The following is a 22,853-nucleotide window of genomic DNA, read 5'->3' as shown; positions in this document are numbered from 1 at the left end:
GGAGTATTGTTGATCAAGCGATCAATAAGATGCGACGACGGTAGCCTCTCGGAGATGACGATGTCAAGCACCCGCAAGAAGGCGGCACGCAGGTCGCCCGCCGAGCGCGCCGCCCAGATCGCCGACGCCGCCCGGGATCTCGCGCTCGAGCAGGGCCTCGCGGCCGTCACGCTGCGGGCCGTCGCCGCTCGCATCGACGTCGCCTCTGCGCTCGTCGCGCACTACCAGCCGAACATGGACGCCCTCGTCGCCTCGACGTTCTCGGCCGTCGTCGCGGCCGAGCTCGACGAGATCCGCGCCGTGCTCGCGGGGGAGGCGCGCCCCGCCGCCGCCGTCGCCGCGCTCGTCGACACTCTGCTCGACGGCACACGCGACGACGTCACGCTCGTGTGGGTCGAGGCGTGGGCGCTCGGCCGCCGCAACGAGACGCTCGCGACCGCCGTCAGAGTGCAGATGGATGCCTGGCAGCACGTCGTCCGAGGGCTGGTCGACGCCGGGGTTCGGGCGGGGGAGTTCGAGGTCGATGACGCGGGCGATGTCGCATGGCAGCTGCTCGGCATGATCGACGGACTCAACGCGCAGGCGCTCGTGCGCTGGAACGCCGACCGCTCCCGCAGCTCCGTGCTGCACCGCGCGGTCGAGGGGATGCTCGGCCTCGACCGCTTCGCCCTCGACGCCTGATCCGCGGGGCCCGGCGGGGCCGTGGCATCCCGTCTCCTTCGTCCGCCGCGCTCGATGGGGTGACTTCTTGCCGCGTGCGGCGCGGGCAGGCGGCGCGAACTCACCCCGTCAGCGAGCAGCTGGGCCCGGCGGGCCGCCCGCATCCCAGGTCCTCGTCCGCACGCTCGACGGGGTGACTTCTTGCCGTGTGGGGCGCGGCGAGGCGGCGCGAACTCACCCGGCCGGCGGTGTCGAGGTGGGTTGGGGGTGAGCGTGTGCCGCGTGGAGGGCGATGAGGCGGCGCGAACTCACCCCGTCAGCGGGCACCCGGGCCCGGCGGGCCGCGCGCATTCCAGGTCCTTCGTCCGCACGCTCGACGGGGTGACTATGTGCCGCGCGGGGCGCGGCGAGGCGGCGCGAACTCACCCGGTCGGCGGCGTCGAGGGTGCATTGGGGTGAGGGTGTGCCGCGTGGGCCGCGGCGAGGCGGCGCGAACTCACCCGGCCGGCGGTGTCGAGGGTGCATTGGGGTGAGGGTGTGCCGCGTGGAGGGCAGTGAGGCGGCGCGAACTCACCCCGTCAGCGAGCAGCTGGGCCCGGCGGGCCGCACGCATCCTAGGTCCTTCGTCCGCGCGGTCGAAGGGATGCTCGGCCTCGACCGCTTCGCCCTCGACGCCTGATCCGCGGGGCCCGGCGGGCCCGTGGCATCCCGTCTCCTTCGTCCGCCGCGCTCGATGGGGTGACTATGTGCCGCGTAGGGCTCGGCGACGCGGCGCGAACTCACCCCGTTGGTCGTGTCGAGGGTGCATTGGGGTGAGTGTGTGCCGCGTGGAGGGAAGTGAGGCGGCGTGAACTCACCCGGTCAGTGAGCGCGCGGCCCCGGCGGGCCGCGCGCACCCCAGGTTCTCCGTCCGCACGCTCGACGGGGTGACTTCTTGCCGTGTGGGGCTCGGCGAGGCGGCGCGAACTCACCCGGCCGGCGGTGTCGAGGGTGCATTGGGGTGAGGGTGTGCCGCGTGGGGCGCGGCCAGGCGGCGCGAACTCACCCGGTCGGTGAGGTCGAGGTGGGTTGGGGGTGAGTGTGTGCCGCGTGGAGGGCAGTGAGGCGGCGCGAACTCACCCCGTCAGCGAGCGCGCGGCCCCGGCATCCGTCGCAGCCTGCCCCCGCCGAGCGCGCGCCGTTCACGCGCTCAGCGCGGGCCTTCGGCGAGAGCCCGGGCTCTCGACACGAGGCCCGCGGGCCGACTTCACACGACGGGCGCGACGTCGACGTTGACCCGCAGCGTCGACTTCTTCGACTTCGTGAAGATGACGCCCTTGACGGGCGACACGTCGCCGTAGTCGCGGCCCCACGCGACAGTGACGTAGCGCTCGTTCGCCCACTGGTTGTTGGTCGGGTCGATCGCGAGCCAGTCCGACGATCCCGGCATCCACACCGAGAGCCACGCGTGCGAGGCATCGGCTCCGACGATCCGCTCCTTGCCGGGAGGGGGCTGCGTCGCGAGGTAGCCGCTCACGTACCGCGCCGCGATGCCGTGGCTGCGCAGGCACGCGAGCGCGAAGTGCGCGAAGTCCTGGCAGACGCCGGCGCGCTTGCGCAGCACGTCGTCGACGGTGCTCGTGACGGTCGTCGCGGTGCTGTCGTAGTCGAAGTCCGCGTAGATCCGGTGCATGAGGTCGGTGGCGGCTTCGCCGATGGGGCGTCCGCGGGTGAGGGATGCCGCGGCGTACTCCGCGACGCCGGGTGCATGGGCCGCGCGCGAGGACTCGAGCGCGAACTCGACGGCGGCCCACGCATCGGGCGAGTCGGCGTGCAGCATGGGGCGCGCACGCTCCCACGGCACGGCCAGGGCGTCCTCGTCGTAGCGGGGCTCCATGACCGTGACGTCGGTCGTGGATTCGATGACGAGCTCGCGGTGGGCGTCGGTCACCTGGAAGTACGTCACCGCGTTGCCGTAGTTGTCGGTGTCGCGATGCAGGTCGATCGGGAGCGGCTCGACGGCGACGGTGTTCGCGCCGACCTCCTGCCACGGCAGTGACCGCGGGGTCAGGTGGTACAGCCCGCGGCTGTCGCGCACGGGCGCGCTGTAGCTGTACGCGGTGCGATGAGAGACGAGGTACTTCATTTGGCCGGCACCCCCGGAAGCTCGATGATCGGCATCGCCGACAGGGACTGCGGCGGCGGACCGCTCGCGAAGTGCACGTCGGCGATCGCGTCCGAGAGCTGTTCGATCTGCGTGCGCGTCGAGTCGAAGAACCGCTGCAGGCGCGGGCGGCGCGCGCCGGACGGGGTCGCGAGAGCCGTGAGGTCGAGGTTGTCGATCGCCGTCTCGAGGTGCTCGAGGAGGCGTTCGGGGCGCGTCGAGCCGGTCGAGCCGGGCATCGCGGCGAGGTGCGTGCGCAGGGCGCGGAAGGCGAAGGCCATCGAGCGCGGGTTGTCGCGGTCGACGAGCAGCAGTTCGAGCACACCGCTCGTGCGCACGTTGCCGCGGTAGCGGCGCCGGAAGGTCACCGAGCTCTCGGCGGCGACGAGGACTCCTTCGAGCACGTCGCGGTCGGCGGCGATCCCGTGGCGGTCGGTCGTCGTGGCGCTCAGCAGCGTGCACAGCTGCCGTGCGCGCTCGAGGTAGCGACCGGCCTCGATCATGTGCCAGCCGGGGTCGCGGATCATGCTCGCCGTCACGCCGTGCAGCGACAGGACGGCCGTCAGCATGCGCCCCGCGGACTCCGTGATGCGGTGCGAGCGCTCGGAGGACCGCAGCGCCTTCTTGGCGCGGTCGGTGTGCGAGAAGACGCGCCACGTGTCGTGCGAGAGCTGGTCGCGCACGCCCTCGAGCGCGTCGCGCAGCCGATCGAGCGAGTGCGCGGCGGAGCCGGGGCGCGTGCCGTCGAGCAGGAGTGCGCGCAGGTCGGCCTCGGGGTCGTCCGACCGCTTGCCGGCGAGTCGCTGCAGCACGCCCACGAGGGCGCGCGCCGCGACGCCGTGCTCGGAGTCGATGGGCGCCGAAAGCTCTTCGAGATGCGCGTCGGCCGTCAGAAGGAGGCGCAGCAGGTCCTCGGCGCGCTCGGCGTAGCGACCCGCCCAGTACATGTCCTCGAGCGAGCGCGCCCCGAGCGCGGGGATGCTGGGGCGGAACTCGAGCGGTGCGATGTCGACGAGACCCTGGTCGGGATCCTCGGGCGCCGACTTGACGACCCAGACGTCTTTCGTGATGGGGGTCGCGGCGGGTGTCATGACGGTCGCGAGTCCGCCCGCGAGCGGCCGGAACGCGGAGCGGTACCGCACCGTGAAGGCGCGCATGACGACGGGGTGGGCGTCGGCTCGGCCCTCGGCCGACCACACGGGCGCCTGCGAGAGCGGGAGCCGCTCCTGCCCGACGTAGCGGTAGGGGGCGGCGAGGACGCGCCTGCGCAGCTCGTCGGTCTCGAGCGCGGCCGAGGCGCTGCGCGGCTCGTCGATGCGGCGGACGATGAAGCCGTCCTCCGACTCGTCGAGGCGGTCGAGCACCGTCGCGAGCCCGTCCGGGTCGCCGCACCACCACGTCGAGACGGCGGGGAGCCGCAGCTGCTCGCCGAGCAGCTGCTGGCAGATGGCCGACATGAACGGCAGCAGCGCGGGGTTCTCGAGCACGCCGGCGCCCAGCCCGTTGACGACGCGGACGCGCCCGCGGCGCACGGCCTCCGTGAGTCCCGCGACGCCCAGACGTGAGTTGCCCCGCATCTCGAGCGGATCGCACCAGTCGGCGTCGACGCGGCGGAGGATGACGTCGACGCGCTCGCCGGGTCCGGTCTTGGGCCAGCCGGGCGGCTTGATCCACACCCAGCCGCCGCGCACCGTGAGGTCGCTCGCCTGCACGAGCGGGAAGCCGAGCGTCGAGGCGAGCGAGGCCTGGTCGAACGCCGTCTCGGAGTGCGTGCCGGGGGAGAGCACGACGACGCGGGGCTCGGTGACGCCCTCGGGCGCCGAGTTGAGCAGTGCCGAGCGCAGTGCCGCGAAGTACGGCTCCATGCGATGGAGGTCGGTCTCCTGATAGAGCTCCGGCATGACCTGCGACAGCACGCGCCGGTTCTCCATCGCGTAGCCGAGGCCCGACGGCGCCTGCACGCGGTCGGCGAGGACGTGCCATTCGCCCTCCGCGTCGCGGCCGAGGTCGGTCGCCGAGAGCAGGAGCGGCTGTGGATCGTGCGCGCTCTCGCGTGCCAGCGGGCGCGCGAACCCGGAGTGCCCGAAGACGATCGCCGAGGGCAGGATGCCGGACCGCAGGAGTTCCTGCGGTCCGTACAGGTCGACGAGCAGCGCGTTGAGCAGCTCGGCGCGCTGCGCGAGACCCACCTCGAGGCGCGACCAGCTGGCAGCCTCCATGACGAGCGGCATGGGGTCGAGGTGCCAGGGCTGGGCCCCCGCGCCCCGGGACACGTAGGTCACGCCGTGGTCGGCGAGGAAGCGCGAGATCTCGCCACCGACGCGCTTGAGCTCTTCGGGCGTCAGGCCCAGCGCGGCCTCGGCCATGCCCTTCCACGCGGGCCGCAGCGAGCCGTCGGGCCCCACGACCTCGTCGTAGCGCGCCTCGCCGCCGCCGAAGGGCAGGGTCGGCTGGGCGAGGGTGGTCGCGTAGTCGCGAAGTACGGTCACGAGGCGGGAACCCTCCGCAGGTCGAGGGTGCGGGGAAAGTCTGGATTGGCCGCGCGTCGGGCTTTTTCGCGCAGGGCCGCGACATCGACGGTACCGGATGTGTGACCGTGCGGCTCGAAGCGGCGGGCCCTGCGGGCCTCGGCCTCGTTCGCGTTGACCGGAGGATGCTCGTACGCGCGACCCCCCGGATGCACGACGTGGTACGTCGCGCCGCCGAGGCTCGCGGCGGCATCCGCATCGATGACGTCGAACGTCAGCGGGGCGTGGATCGGGATCATGGGATGCAGCGCCGACCACGGCTGCCACGCGCGGTAGCGCACGCCCGCGTAGTACTCGCCCACGTGCCCCGTGGGGGTCAGCGGCACGGGCACCTGGTTGCACGTCACGAGGTGGCGGTGCGGATCGATGCCGCGCACCTTCACCTGCAGCCGCTGCGTCGACGAGTCGACGTAGCGGGCGGTGCCGCCTGCCGAGGCCTCTTCGCCGAGCACGTGCCAGGGTTCGATCGCATGGCGCAGCTCGAGGTCGACTCCCGCGCCGGCGACCGTCGAGATGCGCGTCATCCCGATCCGCGGGAACCGGAACTCGGTGAACGCGTCGAACCACGTCTCCTCGAAGGCGATTCCGTGGGCGCGCAGGTCGCCCACGACTTCGTCGATGTCGCGGATCGCACCCTCAGGCAGCAGGAAGTCCTCGTGCAGCCGCGTGCCCCACCGCACGAGGGGAGCGGCGAGCGGCTTCTCCCAGAACATCGCGACGAGGCTCCGCACCAGGAGGGCCTGCACGAGTGCGAGTTCGGGATGCGGCGGCATCTCGAATCCGCGCAGTTCGAGCAGCCCGAGCCGCCCGCGTGAAGAGTCCGGGCTGTAGAGCTTGTCGATGCAGAACTCGGCACGGTGCGTGTTGCCCGTGAGGTCGGTCAGGAGGTGGCGCAGCGAGCGGTCGACGACCCAGGGGAGGAGGCTTCCGCCCTGCGCGGCATCCGTCAGCCGCCGGATCTCGGCGAGCGCGATCTCCATCTCGTAGACGGCCTCGGGGCGCCCCTCGTCGAAGCGCGGCGCCTGACTCGTGGGCCCCACGAATCGACCCGAGAACAGGTAGGAGAGCGACGGATGCCGCTGCCAGTACGTGATGAGGCTGGGGAGCAGGTCCGGCCGGCGCAGCAGCGGGGAGTCGATGGGCTGCGCGCCGCCGAGCGTCAGGTGGTTGCCGCCACCCGTGCCGGTGTGCGCTCCATCGACGTCGAACTTCTCGGTCGTGAGCCGGACCTCGCGGGCCGTCTCATAGAGCGAGAATGCGAGGTCCCGCTGCTCGGCCCACGTCGAGGTCGGCTGCAGATTCACTTCGACCACGCCGGGGTCGGGCGTCACGCTGAGCTGACGCAGACGGGCGTCCGGCGGAGGTCCGTAGCCCTCGAGCACGACGCGACAGGCGACGTCCTGCGCTGCGTGCTCGATGACGTGAAGGAGGTCGGCGTAGGCTTCCAGGTCCTGCGTCGGCGGGAGGAAGACGTGCACGTGGCCGTCTCTCGCCTCGATCGTGAGGGCCGTCGTGCGCGCGCCCTCCGGGTCGACGACCTTGACCGAGGGGATGCCGGGTTCGAGCGGCGGCCCCGCCTCCAGGTAGGAGGGCTCGCCGGTCCACTCCGGGTCGTGCCACGACACCGAGTCGAGCGGCAGTCGCAGCCCCAGCGGGCTCGAGCCGTGCAGCAGCACGAGCCGCCCGCGCCGGAACCGCCAGGCGGGGCTCGTCCACTCGCCCTCCGTCGTGAGGGGCAGCACCCACCCGGCGGGTGGGACGGGACGCGCTTCGAGTGCCGCGACGTCGGCGCGGTCGAAGTCGTCGATGCCCGGCCGTGGGCCCTCGGGGCGACGGAGGTCCGCGGTGAGTTCGGCGAGGGGGTCCTCGAACGCGGGGAGGAACTGCGTCGCGGGGAGGCCGAGCAGCTCGGTCACGCGATGCGCGAGGGCTTCCGCGCTGGCCGCGGCGTCGGGATCGGCATCCGTCCCCCACGGATCGCTGAAGAGCTCGGGGTCGTGCCAGAGCGCCTCGCCGTCGGTGCGCCACTGCAGCGAGATCGCCCATCGCGGCAGCGGCTCGCCCGGATACCACTTGCCCTGGCCGCGGTGCACGACGCCGCCGACGGCGTAGGCGGCTCGGAGCCGCTCGGCGAGCACATTGGCGAGCTCGCGCTTCTGCGGCCCATCGGCGTCGATACGCCACTGCGCGCTGCGGGGATCGTCGAGCGACACGAACGTCGGCTCGCCGCCCATCGTGAGGCGCACGTCGTCCGCGCGGAGGCGCTCGTCGACGGCCTCGCCGAGCGCGTCGATGCGCGCCCACTGCTGCGACGTGTACGGGCGGGTCGTGCGTGCGTCCTCATGGACGCGCCGCACCTCGTTGTGGAACGAGAAGGTCACCTCGACCGGTTCGGTCCGGCCCGAGATCGGCGCGGCGCTCGAGGGGTGCGGCGTCGCGCTCAGCGGGATGTGCCCTTCGCCGGCGAACAGCGCGCTCGTCGCGTCGAGGCCGATCCAGCCTGCGCCGGGGACGAAGACCTCGGCCCACGCGTGCAGGTCGGTGAAGTCCGACTCGGGGCCCGCCGGCCCGTCGAGGGCAGCGCGATCGGGGGCCAGCTGCACGAGGTAGCCCGACACGAAGCGGGCGGCGAGACCGTAGCTGCGCAGGATGCTCACGAGCAGCCATGCGCTGTCGCGGCACGAGCCGATCCCGGCGTCGAGGGTGTGATCGGGCGTGTGGACGCCCTCCTCCATGCGCACGCTGTAGGCGACATCCCGATTCACGGCGATGTTCAGATCAGCGAGGAACCGCACGGTCGGCACGCCGTCCTCCGGCAGCGCGGGCAGCTTCGCCTTCCAGGCCTCGATGTGCTCGCTGCCGCTCACGGCGCGCAGATAGGGCGCGAGATCGGCCTGAAGGGACGGCTCGTACGCGAAGGGGAAGCGCTCGGCGTAGGACTCGATGAAGAAGTCGAGCGGATTGACGACCATCATGTCGGCGACGAGCCCCACCGTGATCTCGAGTCGGCTGACCTTCTCGGGGAAGACGATGCGCGCGAGCCAGTTACCGAACGGGTCCTGCTGCCAGTTGACGAAATGCTCTTTGGGGCTGATCTCGAGTGAGTACGCCTCGATCGGCGTCCGCGAGTGCGGCGCAGGGCGCAGCCGCACGACATGCGGCATGACCGTGACGGGCCGCGCGAACTCGTAGGAGGTGTAGTGCTCGAGGGCGACCTTGATCGACATGCTCCCACCTTGCCGGACGTTCGTGACGCCCAGATGACGGCGACTCTACAGAGCCGCCTGCTCGGCCTTCCGCGCGGCGGTCGCCGCCCGGAACGATGCGTTCGCCGCGGGGGTGTAGAGCAGGACGAGGCCGAAGACGGCGAGGATCGCCGACATGACGGCGGTGTAGGCGAGCCCGCGAAGCTCGATGAACGCCGCGACGCCCGCCACGATCTCGAGGACGAAGACGATCGTCACGATGACGCGCGCGCTCGTGCGGGCGCGGAACAGCGCGAGACACACCGGGAACGTCACGAGCCCCACGACGATGTGCGTCCAGCCGGTGATCGGCGAGCCGTCCGCCACCAGGAGGACGGCGCCCGAGAAGAGCTGCAGGATCCCCGAGATCCACGCGACTACTGCGACGAGCACGACCCCGCCGGCTGGATTCGTCCGCATGCGCACCTCCTGGTCAGAGCCGATTCCCGAAGGCTACTCCGTCGTCACAGGGCGGCTCGACCCCGCGGCCGTCGACTACCGTGAAGGGGTCGAGAGGGGCGCGGATGTCGCTGGTGGTCATGGGAGTCTCGGGCTCGGGCAAGTCGACGATCGCGTCGCTCGTCGCGGAGCGGGCGGGTGTCGCCTACATCGACGCCGACGATCTGCACCCGGCGTCCAACGTCGAGAAGATGGCCGCGGGCATCCCGCTGACGGACGAGGACCGGATGCCGTGGCTCGCCGATGTCGGAGACGTCATCGCGCAGCATTCCGACGTCCGCGTCGTGGTCGCCTGCTCGGCGCTCAAGCGCGCCTACCGCGACGCGATCCGTGAGCGCGCCGGGCGTGTCGTGTTCGCGCAGCTCGACGGCCCCCGGGATCTCCTCGCGACGCGGATGGGCTCGCGCGGCGAGCACTTCATGCCGCTCGCGCTGCTCGACTCGCAGCTCGCGACGCTCGAACCCCTGCAGCCCGACGAGGACGGACTCATCGTCGACATCTCGCAGTCGCCCGACACGGTCGTGGACGAGATCCTGGCTCGGTGGCTCGCGACTGCCTGATAATCGAGCGATGCCCGAGACTCTCGCCATGACCGTCGACGAGGTCGACGTCAGCATCCGGCCCCCGCTCGAGCGGGTGCCTTCCTTCAACCTCGAGAAGCCGCTCCAGCGGTGGTTCGTCGCCACAGCCTCGGGGCTCGCCCCGGGCGCGAAGGTCGACGGCGTCCGGCGTCGCGTCGTCCGCGAGGGCGGCGCCCGCGTGCGCGTGCACATCCCCGAGCAGCCGAGCGGCGCCGCGATGCTGTGGATCCACGGCGGCGGGCTCGTCCTCGGCGGCGCCGCGACCGACGACCGGCTGTCGGCCGAGACGGCCCGTGAGACGGGCGCGATCGTCGTGTCGGCGGAGTACCGCCTCGCCCCGCGGCATCCGTTCCCCGCGGCGCACGACGACGTCTATGCGGCGTGGACGTGGCTGCAGGGCAACGCCGACGCGCTCGGCGTCGACGCTTCCCGCATCGCGGTCGGCGGCCAGAGCGCGGGCGGCGGGATCGCGGCGACACTCGTGCAGAGACTCCACGACGAGGGGGCGGATGTCGCCGCCCAGCTCCTGCTCTGCGCCATGCTCGACGACCGCACGGCGGCCGATCGCGGCCTCGACGCGCGCCGGCACCTCGTGTGGAACAACCGCTCCAACCTCGTGGGCTGGCGCTCGTACCTCGGGCAGGCGCCGGGCGCGGCATCCGTCCCGCCCTACGCGGTCGCCGCGCGCCGCGAGGATCTCTCGGGGCTGCCGCCCGCGTGGCTCTACTGGTCGGAGCTCGAGCTGTTCGCGGCCGAGGACCGCGCCTACGCCGAGCGGCTCGCCGCCGCCGGGGTCGACGTGACGACCGTCGTGCTCGACGGCGTTGCGCACGGCTTCGAGGCCTGGGCCTACGCCACGCCGCTGGCCCAGTCGCTTCTCGCCGACGCCCGAACCTGGCTCCGGGCCGCCCTCGCCTGACCGGTTCCGGTCGTCGGCCTCGCCGACGTGTCACAGGAACGCGCACGTCGACGTCGCTCTGCCACATCGTGCGGCAGATCGAGGCCCGGCTACGAGCGACGGCGGCGCAGGAGACGGCGGCGGGGAGGGGATGCCTCGGGCGGAGGTGCGGCGGCGGCGCGCGCGACGCGGCGCGCGTGCCACGCGGCGAGCTCGGCCTCGACGTCGCGCGTCGGCGTCACGACCGGCGGGCCGCCCAGCAGCTGCCGGCGCGCCTCGACGACGCGCCGGTTGAAGTCCTCGAGATGCTCGCGCACGTCGCCCTCGCGCGCGAGAGCGTCGAGCGTCGACTCGAGCTCGGCGTGCTCGACCCGCAGCATGAGAGCGGGCGGGCCGAGGCCCGTCAGCTGCTCCGTCTCGATCTTGCGCCGGATCCACCAGTCGGGGTCGTGGCCCTGCCCCAGCCCCTCGATGGGCTTGCCCGCGCCGGGGAGGTCGTCGAAGTCGCCGCGCCGGATCGCCTGCTGGATCGCGGTCTCGACGAACGCGGCGCGATCGGCCGCGGTCGGGTTGCGCGCAGCGGCCGGAGTGGGCGGCGCAGGCTCGAGACCGTGCGCGCGCTGCCATTTCTCGAGGCGATAGCGCTCGGCTGCTTCACGGGGGTCTTCGTCGCTCATGGGCGCAGCATCCGTCGTCCCATGCTCTCGAGCCTAGGCGCGCACGGATCGAACCGCGCCGGTCAGCGGGGTGCGCTCGTGGACTGGCGCACGATGAGGTGCGTCGGGAGGGGGGTGTCCTCGGTCGCGCTCTCGGGCTCCTCGACGGCGATGAGCACCTTCTGCATGATGAGCTCGCCGAGCGCCGCGAAGTCCTGGCGGACGGTCGTGAGGGCGGGGTACAGGTAGCCGGCCTCGGGGACGTCGTCGAAGCCGACGACGCTGATGTCCTCCGGTACGCGCAGCCCGCGCTCGCGCAGCGCCGAGAGCAGGCCGATCGACATGTGGTCGTTGGCGACGAAGATCGCCGAACCCGGGGCGATGTCGAGTGTCGCGCCGACGCGGTAGCCGCTCGCGGCGCTCCAGTCGCCGTGCGTGGGCTCGACGACGGCGAGGCGGTGGGCCGCGAGTTCGTCGCGCCAGCCGCGCACACGCTCGATCGCGTCGGAGGCCTGCGTGGAGCCGGCGAGGTGCAGGATGCGCTCGTGTCCGAGCTCGGCGAGGTGGCGTACGGCGGAGCGGGCGCCGCGGTACTGGTCGATCGAGACGATGAGGGGGCTGCGACGGGCCGTCGAGGCGGCTGCGACGACGGGGATGCTGAGGTCGAGCGCCCGCACGGCCTCGAGCACCGCGATGTCGACGACGATGAGCACGATCGCGTCGACGCGCTGGCGGAGCAGGCCCTCGACGGCTTCGCGCACGCTCGCGACGTCGGCGTCGAGCGAGCTCACGGTCTCGACGTTGTAGCGGGCGGCGCGGGCCGCGAATGTGAAGTTCATCGCGATCGACGTGGGGCCGTAGTCCGAGACGCCCGGCGTCACCAGCCCGATCGTTCGCGTGCGGCGCGTCACGAGCGCGCGGGCTGCCGGCGAGGGGCTGTACCGCAGCTGCGCGATCGCCTGCTCGACGCGCGCGCGGGTCGCCGGGCGCACGTTCGGCAGGTCGTTGAGCACGCGCGACACCGTCTGGTGCGAGACGCCCGCGAGGCGCGCGACGTCGAAGATGTTCGACGGGCGTGCCGCTGCGTCGTCGCCGCCCGCGACCCTGCCGTCAGCCATCGGCGTCCTCGGGTCGCGCGACGAGGGCGAGCAGCGAGTCGACCGTCAGCTGGTCGGAGTCGATCGTCTCGACGACGCGGCCGTCGCGCAGGATCGCGACGCGGTCGCCGACGCGCAGCACCTCTTCGAGCTCTGCCGAGATGAACATGACCGAGAGCCCGTTGCCCGCCATCTCGCCGACGAGGTTCTGGATCTCGACCTTCGCGCCGACGTCGATGCCGCGCGTCGGCTCGTCGAGGACGAGCACGCGCGGAGAGAGGGCGAGCATGCGCGCGAGAAGGACCTTCTGCTGGTTTCCTCCCGACAGCGTGCCGGCGGGGCGGTCGAGATCCGGGGGACGGATGTCGAGGGCCTCGACCCAGCTCGCCGCGAGCTCGCGCCGCCGGGTCGCGGGGATCCGGCGGAAGACGCCGCGATCGGCCTGCAGCGCGAGGGTGATGTTCTCCTGCACGCTGAGGTCGCCGATGATCCCCTCGGACCGCCGGTTCTCCGAGGAGTAGACGATGCCGAGCGACATCGCCTTGCGCGGGCTGCCGAGGCTCACGGGGCTGCCCGAGATGCGGATGACGCCCGCGTCGAGCCGGTCGATCCCCGTCAGGCCGCGCGCCGTCTCGCTGCGCCCCGAGCCGAGCAGCCCCGCGACCCCGAGGACGTCGCCCTCGAAGAGGTCGATGTCGGCATCGGCGATGCCGGGGCGCCGCGTGAGCCCGCGGGCGCTCAGGAAGGGCGAGCGCGACTCCTCGCGCGCGACGGGCGGGCGGGCGTGCAGCGCTGCGGCGCTCCGGCCGAGCATCGCCTGGACGAGATCGATGCGCAGCAGTTCGCGCGTGAGGTACTCGCCCACGAGCTTGCCGTCGCGCAGCACCGTGACGCGGTCGCACAGCTCGTACACCTGGTCGAGGAAGTGCGACACGAACAGGATCGCGACGCCCCGCTGCTTGAGATCCCGGACGACGCGGAAGAGCTCGGCGACCTCGTCGAGGTCGAGGCTCGAGGTCGGCTCGTCGAGCACGAGCACCTTGACATCGGTCGAGATCGCCCGGGCGATCGCGACGAGCTGCTGCACCGCGAGCGAGTGCGTGTCCAAGAGCGAGGCGGGGTCGATGTCGAGGCCCAGGTCGGCGAGCACCTCGCGCGCGCGCCGCCGCATCTCGCGCCAGTCGATGCGACCGTGCCGGCGCGGCTCGCGGCCCAGCGAGATGTTCTCGGCCACCGAAAGGTTCGGCAGCAGATCGATCTCCTGGTAGACGGTGCTCACGCCCGCATGCTGCGCGGCGTGCGGGTTCGCGAAGCGCACCGTCTCGCCCGCGAGCACGAGCACCCCCTCGTCGAGGGGGATCGCGCCCGTGATCGCCTTGATGAGCGTCGACTTCCCGGCTCCGTTCTCGCCCATGAGCGAGTGGACCTCGCCGGGGAAGAGCCGGAAGTCGACGCCGTCGATCGCGGCATCCGCTCCGAAGCGCACCGTGCCACCGGTGAGCTGCAGCAGCGGGGCCCTGTCCATCACGCCATTATCCCGAGCGGCGGGCCCCACCCGCGTCGACGACACCGGCGCCGCTACGTCCGTCGCTGCGACCGGGCGACGATGACGCGCTGCACGACGATGAAGACGAGCAGGATGCCGCCGATGATGATCTGCATCCAGGCCTGCTCCGCGCCCATGAACGAGATGAGCTTCTTGATCGTGCCGTAGACGAGCACGCCGACGAGCGAGCCGAGCACGTAGCCCGTGCCGCCCGTGAGCAGCGTCCCGCCGATGACGACGGCCGCGATCGCGTCGAGCTCGGTGCCGATGCCGTTGCGCGGATACCCCGCGCCCGAGTACGCCGTCAGCAGGAGCCCCGCGAGCCCTCCGCAGAGGCCGCTGATGACGTAGACGACGACCTTCGTGCGGCCGACCTTGAGCCCCATGAGCCGCGCCGACTGCTCGGCGCCGCCGATCGCGTAGATCGTGCGGCCGAAGCGCGTCCACTGCATGACGAAGAACCCGAGCCCCACCACCGAGAGCGCGATGATCCCCGTCGGGGTGATGTACCACTCGCCGATCGTGAAGCGCGTGCGCTGCAGCCACAGCACGGCCGGGTCCTCGACGCGGATCGACGAGAGGCTCACGACGAACGCGAGACCCCGCGCGAGGAAGAGTCCCGCGAGCGACGCGATGAACGGCTGCACGTTGAAGAACTGCACGAGCACACCGATGAGCAGGCCGATGACGGCCCCACCCAGGAGCGTGATGGGGATCGCGAGGTAGGCAGGCAGCCCCGAGGAGAGAAGACTCGCGCACAGGATGCCGGTGAACGCCATGACCGAACCGACCGACAGGTCGATCCCACCCGTCACGATGACGAGCGTCAGTCCGACCGCGAGGACCAGCAGGTAGGCGTTGTCGAGCAGGAGGGCCGACATGTTGCGGGGCGTCAGGAAGTTGTCGAAGCGCACCTGCGCCCCGATGAGGAGCACGATCAGGATGACGATCGCCGCGAACGTGGGCACGAGCGAGGCGTGCCGGCTCATGAAGGTCGCGTAGCGGTCCGACATCGTCACGGTGCGCCGGACGGGTGTCTCGAGCGTCGTCACGATGCCACCCCCACCTTGCGCGTGGCGCCGGCACCCGCGCGCGATTTCAGGATGCCGCGCACCCAGGCGTGCAGCCGGGGCGACTGGACGACGACGACGACGATGACGACGATCGCGAAGAAGACGGGGCTCTGCGCGGAGGGGACGCCGAGGAACAGGATGGTGGACTCCAATGTCTGGATCGTGAGGACGCCCACGACGGTGCCGGCGATCGTGAACTTGCCGCCGAGCAGCGACGTGCCGCCCAGGACGACGGCGAGGATCGCGTACAGCTCGATGAACAGGCCGGCGGCGTTCGCGTCGGCGGCGCGGATGTTGGCGCTGTAGATGATGCCTGCGACGCCCGCGAGCACGCCCGAGAGCACGTATGCGCTGAAGATGATGCCGCGCGCACGCACACCCGCGAGGCGGCTCGCCTCGGGGTTGATGCCGACCGCCTCGGTCAGCACGCCGAGGGCCGTGCGCCGCTCGACGACCGCGAGGGTCGCGACGGCGAACGCTGCGATGAGGAACGCGACGGGGAGCGCGACGAGGTAGCCCGTCGCGATGAACGAGTACGGCGCGCTGTTGACCGTCGTGATGAACCCGCCCGTGATGAGCAGGGCGACGCCGCGTCCCGCGAGCATCAGCACGAGGGTCGCGATGATCGGCTGGATGCCCACGATCGAGACGAGGAAGCCGTTCCACGACCCGAGCACGAGGGAGACGGCGATCGCGGCGAGCACGGCGACCGCGACGGTGCCGACGCTGCCCGGATCGGCGGAGCCGTCGATGATCGTGAGCGCGACGGCGCCCGAGACCGCCATGACGGCGCCGACCGAGAGGTCGATGCCGCGCGTCGCGATCACGATCGTCATTCCGAGCGCGACGAGCATGAGCGGTGCGCTGTTGCGGAGGATGTCGATCAGGGCGCCGTAGAGCTCTCCCTCGCGGACCGTCACGAGGATGAACTGGGGGCGGGCGATCGTGTTGATCACGATCAGGGTGAGAAGGGCGACCACCGGCCAGAACAGGCGGTGCCTCACGATCTTCTTCATGCGGCGCTGTCCTCGTTCTTGTTCGCGATGTAGTCGATGAGTCCGTCCAGGTCGAGGTCGCGCGAGGCGAGATCGCCGATCTTGCGCCGGTCGCGCATGACGATGACGCGCTGCGCGAGCCGCAGCACCTCTTCCAGCTCGGACGAGATGAAGATGACCGAGAGCCCCTGGGCGCTGAGCTCGGCGACCTTCCGCTGGATGTCGGCCTTGGCGCCGACGTCGATGCCGCGGGTCGGCTCGTCGAGGACGAGCAGGGCGGGCGCGGTCGCGAGCCAGCGGGCGAGCAGCACCTTCTGCTGGTTGCCGCCGGATAGATTGCCCGCGAGCATCGTGGGGTCGGCGGGACGCACGCCGAGCGCCTCGATGTAGTCCACGACGATAGATTCCGCTTCCGCACGCGGGATCCGGCGCATCGAACCGCGGCGCGCCTGGATTCCGAGGGTGATGTTCTCGGCGACGGTCAGGTCGGCGATGATGCCCTCCGCGCGGCGGTTCTCCGACGAGAAGGCGATCCCGCGCTCCATGGCGAGGCGCGGAGAGGTCATCCGCGTCGGCACGCCCCGGATCTCGATCTCGCCCGACTCGGCGCGGTCCGCACCGTAGAGGAGGCGCACGAGCTCGGTGCGGCCCGAGCCCAGGAGCCCCGCGATGCCGACGACCTCACCCTCGAAGGCCTCGACGTCGACGGGCTCGAGCACGCCGCGCCGTCCGACCCCGCTCGCGCGCAGGACGGGTGTGCCGGTGCGGTCGATCGCGCGGTCCGCGACGGACGAGAGGGCCGTCAGCTCGTCGAGCTCCCGCCCGATCATCTGGGTCACGAGCGCTCCGCGGGGGAGGTCGGTGGCAAGGTGCTCGCCCATCAGGCGCCCGTTGCGCAGCACCGTGATGCGGTCCGAGATCTCGTAGACCTGGTCGAGGAAGTGGCTGACGAACAGGATCGCGACGCCCTTGTCGCGCAGATCGCGGATGACCGAGAAGAGGTTCTCGACCTCATCGCGGTCGAGGCTCGAGGTCGGCTCGTCGAGCACGAGCACCTTGGCGTCGAGCACCATGGCGCGGGCGATCGCGACGAGCTGCTGCACGGCGATCGAGTGGGTCGAGAGGATCGAGCGCGTGTCGACGTCGAGCCCGAGGCTCTCCAGATGGGATGCCGCCTGCCGGTGGCTCGCCTTCCAGTCGATCCCTCGGCCCGTGCGGGGCTCATGGCCCAGCATGACGTTCTCGCCGACCGAGAGGTTCGCGCAGAGGTTCACCTCTTGGTAGACCGTCGAGATGCCGGCATCCTGCGCATCCGCCGTCGATCCGAAGACGCGCGCCGTGCCGGTCACGACGATCTCGCCCGCGTCGATCGGGTAGACGCCCGTCAGCGCCTTGATGAGGGTGGACTTGCCGGCGCCGTTCTCGCCCATGAGCGAGTGCACCTCGCCGGGATACAGCCGGAAGTCGACGCCGTCGAGGGCGAGCACTCCGGGGAAGCGGATGGTGATGCCGGTCATGTCGACGACCGGGGGGACGTGGGTGTCCGCGGGCATGCGGTCTGGCCTTTCCGTGTCGAGTCGGCAGCGCCGGGAGCGGTGGTGGTCCGCCCCCGGCGCGTGCCGGTTCGTGCTGTCGGGGACGAGCTCAGTAGGCGCGCGAGTCGATGACCTCGGCGGCCTGCTCCTGCGTGAAGCTCTGGTCCTCGACGTAGACCTTCTTCTCGACGTCCTTGCCGTCGAGCACGTCGGTGACGAGGCCTGCCGCGAGCTCGCCGAGCAGCGGGTTGCACTCGACGATGTAGTTGATCTTGCCGTCGACGAGGGCCTGCATGCCGTCCTTGACCGCGTCGATCGAGATGATCTTGATGTCTTCTCCGGGGACGCCGCCGGCGGCCTCGATCGCCTCGATCGCGCCGAGCGCCATGTCGTCGTTGTGCGCGTAGAGCAGGTCGATGCCGTCCAGGCCGTACTTCTGGAGGAAGCCCTCCATCACGGTCTTGCCGCCGTCGCGCGTGAAGTCACCGGTCTGCGAGTCGATCTTCTCGATCGACGTGCCCTTGATGGCCGCATCGAACCCCTCGGCACGGTCGTTGGCGGGTGCGGAGCCCGTGGTGCCCTCGAGCACCACCATCTTCGTGGGGGTGTCGCCGAAGTTCTCGGCGGCCCACTCGCCGGCCGTGGTGCCTTCCTTCTTGAAGTCGAGACCGACCCAGCTCGCGAAGAGGTCTTCCGGCGAGGTCACGGTGCGGTCTTCGAGGACGACCGGGATGCCGGCATCCGAGGCCTCCTGGAGGACGTCGTCCCACCCGTCCTCGACGATCGGCGCGATGACGATCGCGTCGACGCCCTGGTTGATGAAGTCGCGGACGGCCGCGATCTGCGCTGCCGGGTCGTTGTCGGCGGCGTTGAAGATGAGGTCGAAGCCGTTCTCCGCCGAGAACGCCTCCTTCATCGACTCCGTGTTGGCCGAGCGCCAGCCCGACTCCGAGCCGGTCTGCGCGAAGCCGACCGTGACCGTGCCGTCGCCGGAGTCTCCCGACGCGCCGCCGTCGCCGCCCGAGCTGCTCGAGCATCCGGTGACGACGAGAGCGAGTGCGCCGAGCACTGCTGCGCCGGCGAGGAACTTCCTGTTCATCCAAAACCTCCTTGTTTGGAACCGGCATCAGCGCCGGTGCATACCTGCGAGCCGTCCGGGGGTGGCTCGTTGGCTTGAATGTTAGCCTTCACATTCCGCATCCGCGCAACATGTGAGCGATAACATTTCCGTAACGGGGCCGTGATCCCGGTACCTCTTCGGCACGGTGCGCGAATGTCGAATCGGTTCGAACCGTTAGCGATCACATTTCCGATGGGAGCGATCCCGCCATCCATGTGATCGTGGCGCGGCTGCGCGCCACCCGCGGCTGGGTCGCGGAGGCGGTGAAAGGGGCTCACGCCCGCGTGGTGCGAAGTCGCGTGGGAGAGCTCAGACGTGGTCGCGCCAGGAGTGGCGCGGCTCGAAGCCGAGCACGCGTCGCGCCTTGTCGATCGACAGCAGCGTGTCGTTCACGCCGAGATCGCCCTTGAGCTCGACGCCGGGGAAGACCTCCGCCACGAGCTCGCCGTTGGGGCGCGTCATGACCGTGTCGGCTGCGGCGATGATGAACCGGTCGAAGCCGGGGGCAGCGGCATCCAGAGCCTTCTGCACCGCCTGTGCGCCGTCGCGCGCGTCGATGTAGCCCCAGAGGTTCCACTTGCGCGCCCGTGCGTCGGCGTCGAACGACGGGAACGCGGCGTAGTCCTCGGGATCCATGACGTTCGAGTAGCGCAGAGCCGTGATCGAGAGATCGGGATGCCACCGCACGAGCTCGATCGCGAGCTGCTCCTCGAGGTGCTTGACGAGCGAGTACACCGACTCGGGTCGCGCGGGGTACTCCTCGTCGACCGGGATGTAGGGCGGATCGGTGTCGAAGGGGAGGCCCAGCACCGTCTCGCTCGACGCGTAGACGATGTTCCGGATGCCGAGCCGCACCGCCGCCCAGAGCACGTCGAACGTCGTGAGGATGTTGTTGCGGAAGGTCGCGATGTCGCTCTGGATGCCCGGTGCGGGGATCGCCGCGAGGTGTACGACGGCGTCGAAGCCGCCCGACTCTCCGTGGACGCCCGAGAGCGCGTCGACGACGGCGCCGTAGTCGGTCAGGTCGACCCGCAGGAAGCCGGGGCCCCGTGTGCCGACGACGTCGAGGCCGACGACGTCATGCCCCGCGGCGCGCAGCTCGCGCAGGACGACGGTGCCGAGCTTGCCGGATGAGCCGGTGAGGGCGATGCGCATGCCCCCAGCCTGTCACGCGCTCGCGGGGCGGGCGCCGGGTTCGCCGGGATCGGGTGCGGCTCGTCCCTCGCGCTCGAGGCGGCGGAGCCGCTCGCGGGCCCGGTCGTTCGCGCGCGGGCCGCCCGAGGTGAGCGCGCGCTCGGCGACGGCCAGGACGACGCGGGTCGCCGTGATGACGGGCAGGGGAGTGCGGCGCACGCCGAGCAGCCGGCGATAGCGGCGCGGGATCGTCGCGACGGCTGAGGCGAACAGCATCCGGTACGCGAAGCCCATCCGCCCTGCGAACGGCGGCTTCCGCAGGAAGCGCACGACGTCGCGGGCGCGCTCGTCGCCGCGCAGCTCGCCCCGCTCGAGATACCCGTCCATGCGGGCGTGGAGCTCGGCGCGGGACGTGGGCGGATCCTGGACGCGCATGAGCCTGCCCGCGAGCGCCCATTCGGCGACATAGGCGTCGGCGCCGCCGGGGATCGGGCGCCCCCAGGTCTCGTGGCACGTCAGGAACGCGTCGGTGAAGGCGAGGTGCACCCAGTCCGCGAGGTCGGGGTCGGCGGCGGAGTAGGCGCGCTCCGCGCCCGCGCCGTCGACGTACGAGCCGTTCACGCGGGCATGGAACCTGCCCACGCGGGCGGTCTCGGCGTCGGCCTGGGTCTTCGACCCGTACGTCAGACAGAGGATCCAGCGCACAGTGCCCGACAGGCGCCCGAGCGGATCCTCGCGATAGCGCGACCAGTCGTGCACGCCCGCCATGGGTCCCGGATGCAGCGCCTGAAGAAGCAGCGCCCGGATGCCGGCCACGAACGTCGCGGTGCCCTCGTGCACCGTCCACGCCGGGCCGTCCTCGACGAAGTACCCCTCGTCGTCGCCCTCGGCGAGCGCGAGCACCCACGCGGGAGCGCCGTCGGGATCGCCCGAGACCGCCGTGAGCAGGCGGGAGCGGAGCGCCGCGAGCCGTCCCGGACGCAAGGGCGCGGCATCCGGTGTCGTCCGCGTGGCCTGCATGCCCTCAAGCCTCGCACCTCCTGCGGCGCTCGGAGCCGCCGGGTGCGCGGAGCGAAGGTCTGCGGGGAACGGCCGGCAGAGTCGAGGGAGACGGATGCCGCGTCCTCCCCACTACCGTGGACGGCATGAGCGAAGCCGGGACCCGCACGGGCCGCGTCGGGGTGCGCGAGGTCGCGCAGCTCGCGGGCGTCTCGTCGCAGACGGTCTCGCGGGTGATCAACGAGCATCCCAGCATCCGACCCGAGACGCGGCGCCGCGTGCTCGAGGCGATGGCGGCGCTCGGCTACCGCGTCAACAACGCGGCGCGGGCGCTCGGCACCCGGACGACCCGAACGCTCGGCGTCATCGCCTCGGACGCGACGCTGTACGGGCCGTCGGTCGGCATCGCGGCTCTCGAGGCGGCGGCTCGCGAGGCGGGCCGCTGGGTTGCGACGGCGTACGCGGATGCCGCAGACGAGGCATCCGTCGACGACGCGGCGGAGCGCCTCCTGGCGCAGGGCGTCGATGGGATCGTCGTGCTCGCACCGCACGCGCGGTCGCTCGAGTCGCTCGCGGGGCGCTCGCTGGGCGTGCCGCTCAGCGCGCTGCACGGGGGTCCGGGAACCGACGCGCAGGAGGAGGGCGTGGGTCTCGTCGTCGCGCATCTCGCGACGCTCGGCCACACGCGGGTCGCGCTGCTCGCGGGTCCCGCCGACTGGCTCGAGGCGGCGGCGCGCGCCCGGGGCTTCGAGCGGGCGGTCCAGGCGCACGGCCTCGTCGAGGTCCGCCGCTGGGAGGGTGACTGGACGGCCCAGACGGCGTCGACCCTCGGACCCGGGATCGCGGCAGACGTCCGGGCGGTTGACGGACCGACCGCGATCCTCGCGGCGAACGACCAGATGGCGCTCGGACTCATCGCGGGGCTCCGGGAGCAGGGCATCCAGGTTCCGCGCGACGTGAGCATCGCGGGCTTCGACGACAACCCGGATGCCGCGTTCTACCGCCCCTCGCTCACCACCGTGCATCTCGACCTCGCGGGCGAGGCGCGCCGCTGCGTCGCCGAGGTGCTCCAGCTCGCAGAGCCCACGCCGCCCACCCCACCGGCGCTCATCGTGCGGGCATCCACTTCCGCCCCTTCCGGACCCCGGCGGAAGCCCGACTGACCCCACCATGGAGTTGAGCGAGACAAAGGAGTCACCCATGAAGCAGACCCGCCTCGGCCCCGAGGGGCCGTCCGTCTCGGATCTCTGCGTCGGCACGAGCCCTCTGGGCGGGATGCCGCAGGTCTACGGCTACGACGTGGCCGAGGAGCGCGCGATACAGACCGTCGTGCGCACCTTCGAGTCCGGCATCACGTTCCTCGACACGTCGAACAACTACGGCGCGGGGGAGAGTGAGCGACGCATCGGCGAGGTGATCCGGCGAGCCGGCGGCCTGCCCGAGGGGTTCACGATCGCGACGAAGGCCGACCCGGCACCCGGCTCGAAGGACTTCACCGGCGAGCGCGTGCTGCAGTCGTTCGCCGAGAGCATGGAGCGTCTCGGCCTCGACCGCGTGCCGGTCTTCCACCTCCACGACCCCGAGCACTTCGACTTCGACGACCTCACCGCTCCGGGAGGCGCCGTGGATGCCATGGTCGAGCTCAAGCGGCGCGGGGTCGTCGATCGCATCGGCGTCGCGGGCGGAGACCTCGCGGTGATGCGGCGGTATGTCGACACGGGCGTGTTCGACATCCTGCTCAACCACAACCGCTTCACGCTGCTGGATCGCTCCGCGAGCCCGCTCATCGATCATGCCCTCGAGGCGGGTCTCGTCTACGTCAACGCGGCGCCCTATGCCAGCGGCATGCTCGCCAAGCCCGCTGCCGCCCGGCCGCGCTACCAGTACGGCGAGCCGAGCGACGAGATCGTCGCCCGCACCGAGCGGCTGCGCGCGCTGAGCGAGCGCCACGGGGTTCCGCTGACGGCCGTGGCCCTGCAGTTCTCGACGCGCGATCCCCGTGTCTCGTCGACGCTCGTCGGCGTCTCGTCGCCCGAGCGGGTCGACGAGCTCGTCGCAAACGCCGAGGTCGAGATCCCCGACGCGCTGTGGGACGAGCTCTCCACGCTGCTCGCCTGAACTCCCCGTGGGTCGTCGGACAGGCCGCGCGCGATCCGCAGTGGCGCCGAATGGATGTTACCGGTA

At 71.6% G+C, this 22,853-nt stretch carries 19 protein-coding genes; 6 read left to right on the top strand and 13 right to left on the bottom strand.

The genetic code is table 11. From position 1 onward, the window contains the following. The first annotated feature begins 54 nt into the window (after nt 1-54). Both MJ607_RS04875 and MJ607_RS19880 read left to right on the top strand, forming a co-directional pair. Complete coding sequence (locus MJ607_RS04875; protein WP_308193799.1) at nt 55-681, top strand: TetR family transcriptional regulator C-terminal domain-containing protein; 627 nt, start codon at nt 55-57, stop codon at nt 679-681. A gap of 523 nt (nt 682-1,204) precedes the next feature. Further along, nucleotides 1,205-1,339, top strand: coding sequence for a hypothetical protein (locus MJ607_RS19880; RefSeq protein ID WP_279234296.1), 135 nt, complete (start codon nt 1,205-1,207; stop codon nt 1,337-1,339). A gap of 567 nt (nt 1,340-1,906) precedes the next feature. Here MJ607_RS19880 and MJ607_RS04870 read toward each other — a convergent pair. The 4 genes from MJ607_RS04870 to MJ607_RS04855 are packed head-to-tail and all read right to left on the bottom strand — an operon-like array spanning nt 1,907 to nt 8,996. Next, a complete protein-coding gene (locus MJ607_RS04870) occupies nt 1,907-2,785 on the bottom strand; it encodes a transglutaminase family protein (RefSeq protein WP_243074396.1) in 879 nt (292 codons plus the stop codon). Next, nucleotides 2,782-5,292 carry a circularly permuted type 2 ATP-grasp protein gene (locus tag MJ607_RS04865; RefSeq protein ID WP_243074395.1) on the bottom strand — a complete coding sequence of 837 codons (2,511 nt, stop codon included), beginning with the start codon at nt 5,290-5,292 and terminating at the stop codon, nt 2,782-2,784. Before MJ607_RS04865 ends, MJ607_RS04870 begins: the two co-directional genes overlap by 4 nt. Beyond that, complete coding sequence (locus MJ607_RS04860) at nt 5,289-8,558, bottom strand: DUF2126 domain-containing protein (protein ID WP_243074394.1); 3,270 nt, start codon at nt 8,556-8,558, stop codon at nt 5,289-5,291. The genes MJ607_RS04865 and MJ607_RS04860 overlap by 4 nt, the downstream gene beginning before the upstream one ends. A gap of 45 nt (nt 8,559-8,603) precedes the next feature. Then, the gene (locus tag MJ607_RS04855) at nt 8,604-8,996 is read right to left on the bottom strand and encodes a hypothetical protein (protein WP_243074393.1); all 393 of its coding nucleotides are present in this window, start codon (nt 8,994-8,996) and stop codon (nt 8,604-8,606) included. 104 nt (nt 8,997-9,100) lie between these two features. Between MJ607_RS04855 and MJ607_RS04850 the strand changes: the two genes are divergently transcribed. After that, nucleotides 9,101-9,595 carry a gluconokinase gene (locus MJ607_RS04850; RefSeq protein WP_243074392.1) on the top strand — a complete coding sequence of 165 codons (495 nt, stop codon included), beginning with the start codon at nt 9,101-9,103 and terminating at the stop codon, nt 9,593-9,595. Nucleotides 9,596-9,605: 10 nt separating this feature from the next. After that, nucleotides 9,606-10,535: an alpha/beta hydrolase gene (locus MJ607_RS04845; RefSeq protein ID WP_243074391.1), complete on the top strand. Its 930-nt coding sequence runs from the start codon at nt 9,606-9,608 to the stop codon at nt 10,533-10,535. Nucleotides 10,536-10,624: 89 nt separating this feature from the next. Here MJ607_RS04845 and MJ607_RS04840 read toward each other — a convergent pair whose 3' ends face one another. The 9 genes from MJ607_RS04840 to MJ607_RS04800 form a co-directional block, all read right to left on the bottom strand. Continuing rightward, nucleotides 10,625-11,191 carry a DUF1992 domain-containing protein gene (locus MJ607_RS04840; RefSeq protein WP_243074390.1) on the bottom strand — a complete coding sequence of 189 codons (567 nt, stop codon included), beginning with the start codon at nt 11,189-11,191 and terminating at the stop codon, nt 10,625-10,627. A gap of 62 nt (nt 11,192-11,253) precedes the next feature. Next, a complete protein-coding gene (locus tag MJ607_RS04835) occupies nt 11,254-12,288 on the bottom strand; it encodes a LacI family DNA-binding transcriptional regulator (RefSeq protein ID WP_243074389.1) in 1,035 nt (344 codons plus the stop codon). Beyond that, nucleotides 12,281-13,792: a sugar ABC transporter ATP-binding protein gene (locus MJ607_RS04830; RefSeq protein WP_243074388.1), complete on the bottom strand. Its 1,512-nt coding sequence runs from the start codon at nt 13,790-13,792 to the stop codon at nt 12,281-12,283. Before MJ607_RS04830 ends, MJ607_RS04835 begins: the two co-directional genes overlap by 8 nt. A 53-nt stretch (nt 13,793-13,845) precedes the next feature. Beyond that, a complete protein-coding gene (locus tag MJ607_RS04825) occupies nt 13,846-14,865 on the bottom strand; it encodes a sugar ABC transporter permease YjfF (RefSeq protein WP_243074387.1) in 1,020 nt (339 codons plus the stop codon). Continuing rightward, the gene (locus MJ607_RS04820; protein ID WP_243074386.1) at nt 14,862-15,902 is read right to left on the bottom strand and encodes an ABC transporter permease; all 1,041 of its coding nucleotides are present in this window, start codon (nt 15,900-15,902) and stop codon (nt 14,862-14,864) included. Before MJ607_RS04820 ends, MJ607_RS04825 begins: the two co-directional genes overlap by 4 nt. After that, nucleotides 15,899-17,434, bottom strand: a complete 1,536-nt coding sequence (locus MJ607_RS04815) for a sugar ABC transporter ATP-binding protein (protein ID WP_243074385.1) — start codon at nt 17,432-17,434, stop codon at nt 15,899-15,901. The genes MJ607_RS04820 and MJ607_RS04815 overlap by 4 nt, the downstream gene beginning before the upstream one ends. 91 nt (nt 17,435-17,525) lie before the next feature. Beyond that, entirely contained in the window at nt 17,526-18,515 is a 990-nt protein-coding gene (locus MJ607_RS04810) for an ABC transporter substrate-binding protein (RefSeq protein WP_243074384.1), read from the bottom strand. Nucleotides 18,516-18,845: 330 nt separating this feature from the next. Next, nucleotides 18,846-19,691, bottom strand: a complete 846-nt coding sequence (locus MJ607_RS04805; protein WP_243074383.1) for an NAD(P)-dependent oxidoreductase — start codon at nt 19,689-19,691, stop codon at nt 18,846-18,848. A 12-nt stretch (nt 19,692-19,703) separates the two neighbouring features. After that, nucleotides 19,704-20,690: an oxygenase MpaB family protein gene (locus MJ607_RS04800; RefSeq protein WP_243074382.1), complete on the bottom strand. Its 987-nt coding sequence runs from the start codon at nt 20,688-20,690 to the stop codon at nt 19,704-19,706. A 125-nt stretch (nt 20,691-20,815) separates the two neighbouring features. On the opposite strand from MJ607_RS04800, the gene MJ607_RS04795 reads away from it, so the two are divergent. After that, nucleotides 20,816-21,832: a LacI family DNA-binding transcriptional regulator gene (locus tag MJ607_RS04795; protein WP_243074381.1), complete on the top strand. Its 1,017-nt coding sequence runs from the start codon at nt 20,816-20,818 to the stop codon at nt 21,830-21,832. 37 nt (nt 21,833-21,869) lie between these two features. Then, complete coding sequence (locus MJ607_RS04790; protein ID WP_243074380.1) at nt 21,870-22,787, top strand: aldo/keto reductase; 918 nt, start codon at nt 21,870-21,872, stop codon at nt 22,785-22,787. The last annotated feature ends 66 nt before the right edge of the window (nt 22,788-22,853 follow it).

The organism is Microbacterium sp. SS28 (genome assembly GCF_022761035.1).
GTDB lineage: Bacteria > Actinomycetota > Actinomycetes > Actinomycetales > Microbacteriaceae > Microbacterium.
This window is presented reverse-complemented; position numbering and strand designations above follow the sequence as displayed.

What these genes read in the sequence shown, in the direction of transcription:
- MJ607_RS04875 (WP_308193799.1), top strand. Translation starts at nt 55, where the DNA reads ATGACGATGTCAAGCACCCGCAAGAAGGCGGCACGCAGGTCGCCCGCC.
- MJ607_RS04870 (WP_243074396.1), bottom strand. Translation starts at nt 2,785, where the DNA reads ATGAAGTACCTCGTCTCTCATCGCACCGCGTACAGCTACAGCGCGCCC.
- MJ607_RS04860 (WP_243074394.1), bottom strand. Translation starts at nt 8,558, where the DNA reads ATGTCGATCAAGGTCGCCCTCGAGCACTACACCTCCTACGAGTTCGCG.
- MJ607_RS04855 (WP_243074393.1), bottom strand. Translation starts at nt 8,996, where the DNA reads ATGCGGACGAATCCAGCCGGCGGGGTCGTGCTCGTCGCAGTAGTCGCG.
- MJ607_RS04850 (WP_243074392.1), top strand. Translation starts at nt 9,101, where the DNA reads ATGTCGCTGGTGGTCATGGGAGTCTCGGGCTCGGGCAAGTCGACGATC.
- MJ607_RS04845 (WP_243074391.1), top strand. Translation starts at nt 9,606, where the DNA reads ATGCCCGAGACTCTCGCCATGACCGTCGACGAGGTCGACGTCAGCATC.
- MJ607_RS04840 (WP_243074390.1), bottom strand. Translation starts at nt 11,191, where the DNA reads ATGAGCGACGAAGACCCCCGTGAAGCAGCCGAGCGCTATCGCCTCGAG.
- MJ607_RS04835 (WP_243074389.1), bottom strand. Translation starts at nt 12,288, where the DNA reads ATGGCTGACGGCAGGGTCGCGGGCGGCGACGACGCAGCGGCACGCCCG.
- MJ607_RS04830 (WP_243074388.1), bottom strand. Translation starts at nt 13,792, where the DNA reads ATGGACAGGGCCCCGCTGCTGCAGCTCACCGGTGGCACGGTGCGCTTC.
- MJ607_RS04820 (WP_243074386.1), bottom strand. Translation starts at nt 15,902, where the DNA reads ATGAAGAAGATCGTGAGGCACCGCCTGTTCTGGCCGGTGGTCGCCCTT.
- MJ607_RS04815 (WP_243074385.1), bottom strand. Translation starts at nt 17,434, where the DNA reads ATGCCCGCGGACACCCACGTCCCCCCGGTCGTCGACATGACCGGCATC.
- MJ607_RS04810 (WP_243074384.1), bottom strand. Translation starts at nt 18,515, where the DNA reads ATGAACAGGAAGTTCCTCGCCGGCGCAGCAGTGCTCGGCGCACTCGCT.
- MJ607_RS04805 (WP_243074383.1), bottom strand. Translation starts at nt 19,691, where the DNA reads ATGCGCATCGCCCTCACCGGCTCATCCGGCAAGCTCGGCACCGTCGTC.
- MJ607_RS04800 (WP_243074382.1), bottom strand. Translation starts at nt 20,690, where the DNA reads ATGCAGGCCACGCGGACGACACCGGATGCCGCGCCCTTGCGTCCGGGA.
- MJ607_RS04795 (WP_243074381.1), top strand. Translation starts at nt 20,816, where the DNA reads ATGAGCGAAGCCGGGACCCGCACGGGCCGCGTCGGGGTGCGCGAGGTC.
- MJ607_RS04790 (WP_243074380.1), top strand. Translation starts at nt 21,870, where the DNA reads ATGAAGCAGACCCGCCTCGGCCCCGAGGGGCCGTCCGTCTCGGATCTC.